The 5,101-nt window shown below is 61.2% G+C and carries 6 protein-coding genes and 1 pseudogene; 6 read left to right on the top strand and 1 reads right to left on the bottom strand.

Features of this window, described 5'->3' with window-relative positions; translation table 11 throughout:
• Both KHQ26_RS25905 and KHQ26_RS25900 read left to right on the top strand, forming a co-directional pair.
• Positions 1-1,231: aldehyde dehydrogenase family protein (locus KHQ26_RS25905; RefSeq protein WP_203164671.1), on the top strand; the 1,231-nt coding region annotated here is incomplete at its 5' end.
• A 185-nt stretch (positions 1,232-1,416) separates the two neighbouring features.
• Positions 1,417-1,812 carry a lysozyme inhibitor LprI family protein gene (locus tag KHQ26_RS25900; RefSeq protein ID WP_002898886.1) on the top strand — a complete coding sequence of 132 codons (396 nt, stop codon included), beginning with the start codon at positions 1,417-1,419 and terminating at the stop codon, positions 1,810-1,812.
• Here KHQ26_RS25900 and rutR read toward each other — a convergent pair.
• A complete protein-coding gene (gene rutR, locus KHQ26_RS25895) occupies positions 1,809-2,447 on the bottom strand; it encodes an HTH-type transcriptional regulator RutR (protein ID WP_002898883.1) in 639 nt (212 codons plus the stop codon). The two genes, KHQ26_RS25900 and rutR, sit on opposite strands and share 4 nt — an antisense overlap.
• A 284-nt stretch (positions 2,448-2,731) precedes the next feature.
• Between rutR and rutA the strand changes: the two genes are divergently transcribed.
• The 4 genes and pseudogenes from rutA to KHQ26_RS25875 all read left to right on the top strand — a co-directional run.
• Entirely contained in the window at positions 2,732-3,823 is a 1,092-nt protein-coding gene (rutA, locus tag KHQ26_RS25890) for a pyrimidine utilization protein A (RefSeq protein WP_004179293.1), read from the top strand.
• A complete protein-coding gene (gene rutB, locus KHQ26_RS25885; RefSeq protein ID WP_004176609.1) occupies positions 3,823-4,533 on the top strand; it encodes a pyrimidine utilization protein B in 711 nt (236 codons plus the stop codon). Before rutA ends, rutB begins: the two co-directional genes overlap by 1 nt.
• On the top strand, positions 4,526-4,918 hold the full coding sequence (rutC, locus tag KHQ26_RS25880) for a pyrimidine utilization protein C (protein WP_002898877.1): 393 nt from the start codon (positions 4,526-4,528) through the stop codon (positions 4,916-4,918). Before rutB ends, rutC begins: the two co-directional genes overlap by 8 nt.
• Positions 4,915-5,101, top strand: a pseudogene (locus KHQ26_RS25875) (pyrimidine utilization protein D); the annotation flags it as partial. The gene rutC and the pseudogene KHQ26_RS25875, both read left to right, overlap by 4 nt.

Genomic DNA, 5,101 nt, shown 5'->3' with positions numbered 1-5,101 from the left:
CAGCGCTGGCCAGCGCTGCTCCGCCCTGCGCGTGCTTTGCCTGCAGGAAGAGGTCGCCGATCACACCTTAACCATGCTGCGCGGCGCCATGAGCGAGTGCCGGATGGGCAATCCGGGGCGCCTGACCACCGATATCGGTCCGGTTATCGATGCGGAAGCGAAAGAGAATATCGAACGCCATATTCAGGCGATGCGCGCCAAAGGCCGCACCGTCTACCAGGCGGTGCGCGAGAATAGCGAAGACGCCCGCGAATGGCGTCACGGGACCTTCGTGCCGCCGACGCTTATCGAGCTCGACAGCTTCGACGAGCTGAAAAAAGAGGTCTTCGGCCCGGTACTGCACGTGGTGCGCTATAACCGTAACGAGCTGGACAAACTGGTCGAGCAGATTAACGCCTCTGGCTACGGCCTGACCCTCGGCGTGCATACCCGTATCGACGAAACCATCGCCCAGGTCACCGGCAGCGCGAAGGTGGGCAACCTGTACGTCAACCGCAATATGGTTGGCGCGGTGGTCGGCGTGCAGCCGTTCGGCGGCGAAGGGCTGTCCGGTACCGGTCCGAAAGCCGGCGGTCCGCTGTATCTGTACCGTCTGCTCTCCAGCCGTCCGCAGGACGCGGTTGGCGTGACCTTCGCCCGCCAGGATGCAGAGCGTCCGCTGGACGCCCAGCTGAAAACGCTGCTGGAAAAACCGCTGCAGGCGCTGCAGCAGTGGGCCGCGGGCCGTCCTGAGCTGCAGGCGCTGTGCCAGCAGTACAGCGAGCAGGCGCAAAGCGGCACTCAACGCCTGCTGCCGGGGCCAACCGGCGAGCGCAACACCCTGACGCTGATGCCGCGCGAGCGCGTGCTGTGCGTAGCGGATAACGAACAGGATGCGCTGATCCAGCTGGCGGCTGTGCTGGCGGTGGGTTGTGAAGTACTGTGGCCGGACAGCGCCCTGCAGCGCGATCTGGCGAAGAAACTGCCGCGGGAGGTCAGCGAGCGCATTCGCTTTGCCAAAGCGGAGCAGTTGCCTGGCCAGGCCTTCGACGCGGTTATCTACCACGGCGATTCCGACCAGCTGCGCGAGCTGTGCGAGCAGGTGGCGGCGCGCGATGGGGCGATTGTCTCCGTGCAGGGCTTCGCCCGCGGCGAAACCAATCTGCTGCTGGAGCGGCTGTATATCGAGCGTTCGCTGAGCGTTAACACCGCGGCGGCAGGCGGTAACGCCAGCCTGATGACCATCGGCTAAAACGGGCTCCCCGGTGGCGCTGCGCTTACCGGGGCTACCTACCACCGCCAAAGGGTAGCCCGGATAAGGCGCGGTGCGCCGCCATCCGGGCAATCAGTCTGCGCTGCGATCAGCTAATGACAGCCGACGTCAGCTGTGTTTAATTAAGGCTCCCGGACGGGAGCCTTTTTTATGGGAGCAGAACAATGAAACGCACGTTATTTGCCGTGATGGCCCTGCTGGCCAGCGGCGCGGCGCTGGCGGACGAGTGCAGCAGCGCCAACACCCAAACCGAAATGAATCAGTGCGCGGCTGCGCAGTATCAGGCGGCCGATAAAAAACTGAACGACACCTGGCAGCAGGCCCTGCAGCGGGCGGTGGGTAAACAACAAACATTACTGAAGCAGGCGCAGCAGGCATGGATCGCCTTACGCGACGCCGACTGCGCCTTTCTCGCGTCCGGCGCCGAAGGCGGCAGCATGCAGCCAATGCTGGTCAGCCAGTGCATGACCGATAAGAGCGTGGAGCGGGAGTCTTTCCTCGCCTCGCTGCTACAGTGCGAGGATGGCGATCAAAGCTGCCCGCTGCCGCCCGCCAATTAACGGACGCGAATGCCTTCGATAATCATCCGCTGGACATTATCGACCGTTTGTTCAAAAAAGGCCGCATCCTGCAGCGTGGCGCCGGTGACCGCCTCCACCTGGGTGGCGAAGTCGGCGTAATGCTGGGTGGTAGCCCAGATCATAAAGATTAAATGCTGTGGATCGACCGGCGCCAGCTTGCCGCGGTCGATCCAGCCGGAGACTATCGCCGATTTTTCGTCGACCAGCGCTTTCAGATCCCCGGTCAGTTCGCCCATCAGCAGCGGCGCCCCCTGCAGCATCTCGAGGCAGAAGAGCTTCGAGGCCTGGGGGTGATCGCGGGACACCTCCAGCTTCAGGCGAATATATTCGCGGATCGCCACCAGCGGGCTGATATCCTCACGAAAGGCCTTCAGCGGCGCCAGCCAGATGGCGAGGATCTGCTGCAGGACAGCCACATACAGCGCCTCTTTCGAAGGGTAGTAATAGAGCAGATTGGTTTTCGATACCCCGGCGCGTTCAGCCACCTGCTCCAGCCGCGTACCGTGAATACCAAATTGCGAAAATGCCTCCAGCGCGGCGGCCAGGATGGCCTCCTTTTTGGCGCTGACCGCTTGTGAACGTTTGCCGCTTTTCTTCACCGCGCCCTGTGCCATACATCCTCTCCTTCAGTTGACACCACCAGCATAGCAAAAGCCCTGCGCCGACACGACCCCATGCACCCTGATTGCGCATGACTGCCGTTTTTTCGTGCACTGATTTTGACCATCCAGTCCACTTTTTTATCGTCCTTTTTAGCAACTCAAAAGTAACACATTAATAACATTAGCATTTATAAAACTGGCATCGCCTTTGCTTTACCTTTTCTGCGAGGTGGTCCAGGGAGAGGCAGGATGCCGCACCATCGCAACCCATCTTCCATGACTGCAGAGAGGTAGGTATGAAAATTGGTGTTTTCGTTCCCATTGGCAACAACGGCTGGCTGATCTCCACCCATGCCCCGCAGTATATGCCGACCTTTGAACTGAATAAGGCCATCGTGCAGAAGGCCGAGCACTACCATTTCGACTTCGCGCTCTCCATGATCAAACTGCGCGGCTTCGGCGGGAAAACTGAATTCTGGGATCACAACCTGGAGTCCTTTACCCTGATGGCCGGCCTGGCCGCGGTGACCTCGAAGATCCAGATCTACGCCACCGCCGCCACCCTGACGCTGCCGCCGGCGATTGTCGCCCGGATGGCCTCCACTATCGACTCCATCTCCGGCGGCCGGTTTGGCGTCAATCTGGTGACCGGCTGGCAAAAACCGGAATATGACCAGATGGGCATGTGGCCGGGAGATGACTATTTCGCCAGCCGCTATGACTATCTCACCGAATACGTCCAGGTGCTCCGTGACCTGTGGGGCACCGGGCGCAGCGATTTCAAAGGCGACTACTTCACCATGAACGACTGCCGGGTCAGCCCGCGCCCGTCGCAGCCGATGAAGGTGATCTGCGCCGGGCAGAGCGATGCCGGGATGGCCTTCTCCGCCCAGCATGCGGACTACAACTTTTGCTTTGGCAAAGGGGTCAACACGCCAACGGCCTTTGCCCCGACCGCCGCACGCATGATGCAGGCGGCGGAAAAAACCGGCCGCGACGTGGGGTCCTATGTGCTGTTCATGGTGATCGCCGACGAAACCGACGAGGCGGCGCGCGCCAAATGGGAACATTACAAAGCGGGCGCCGATGAAGAAGCGCTGGCGTGGCTCACCGAGCAGAGTCAGAAAGATACCCGCTCCGGCAGCGATACCAACGTGCGCCAGATGGCCGACCCCACCTCGGCGGTCAACATTAACATGGGCACCCTGGTCGGATCGTATGCCAGCGTCGCCCGTATGCTTGATGAAGTAGCGAGCGTGCCCGGCACCGACGGCGTGCTGCTGACCTTTGATGATTTTCTTGCCGGCATTGACGCCTTTGGCGAACGCATTCAGCCGCTGATGCGCTGCCGGAACCACATTGCTTCTGTTACCCGTGAGGTGGCCTGATGATTACCCTTCCCGCTCGCCCGGAATCCCTGACCTTCGCGCCGCAGCAGAGCGCGCTGATTGTGGTCGATATGCAGAACGCCTACGCCAGCCAGGGCGGTTATCTGGATCTCGCCGGCTTTGACGTCTCCGCTACCCGGCCGGTTATCGACAATATTAATACCGCCGTCGCCGCCGCTCGCGCCGCGGGTATGTTGATTATCTGGTTCCAGAATGGCTGGGATGACCAGTATGTTGAAGCCGGCGGCCCGGGCTCGCCGAACTATCACAAATCCAACGCGCTGAAAACGATGCGTCAGCGTCCGGAGCTGCAGGGCAAGCTGCTGGCGAAAGGCGGCTGGGATTATCAGCTGGTGGACGAGCTGACGCCGCAGGAAGGCGATATCGTGTTGCCGAAACCGCGCTACAGCGGCTTCTTTAACACCCCGCTCGACAGCATTTTGCGCAGCCGCGGCATACGCCACCTGGTGTTCACCGGGATCGCCACCAACGTCTGCGTCGAATCGACGCTGCGCGATGGCTTCTTTCTCGAATACTTCGGCATCGTGCTGGAGGATGCCACCCATCAGGCCGGCCCGGCCTTCGCCCAGCAGGCGGCGCTGTTCAATATTGAAACCTTTTTCGGCTGGGTCAGCGACGTTGAGAGCTTCTGCCACGCGCTGTCCCCCGCCGCCCCGCTGGCTTTAGCCAAGGAGAAACGTTATGCCTAAACAGGTGATTATTCCGCCAGGCACCACCGCGCCGATTGCCCCCTTTGTTCCGGGGACGCTCGCCGATGGCGTGGTCTACGTCTCGGGCACCCTGCCGTTTGATAAGCAAAACAATGTGGTGCACATCGGCGACCCAAAGGCGCAAACCCGCCACGTGCTGGAGACCATCAGGAGCGTTATCGAAACGGCGGGCGGGAGTATGGCGGATGTGACTTTCAACAGCATCTTTATCACCGACTGGACAAATTACGCCGCGATTAACGAGGTCTACGCCGAGTTCTTCCCCGGCGATAAACCGGCGCGCTTCTGCATTCAGTGCGGACTGGTGAAGCCCGATGCGCTGGTGGAAATCGCCAGCGTCGCCCATATCGGTACCCCGACATGATGAGGCTCAATATTGCTCCGGCTCCGTGGCCCGGCGCGCCGGTGGTGGTCCTCAGCGCCGGTCTGGGCGGGGGCGGCGGCTACTGGCTGGCGCAGCGCGCGGCGCTGGAGGAACAGTATCAGCTGGTGAGTTATGACCATAACGGGACCGGGGAGAACGCCGGTCCCGTTATGGTCATAACTC

The organism is Klebsiella sp. 10 (genome assembly GCF_018223925.1).
Lineage (GTDB): Bacteria > Pseudomonadota > Gammaproteobacteria > Enterobacterales > Enterobacteriaceae > Klebsiella > Klebsiella pneumoniae.
Note: the sequence above shows the minus strand (reverse complement) of the source record. Positions and strands in the feature narration are given on the sequence as shown.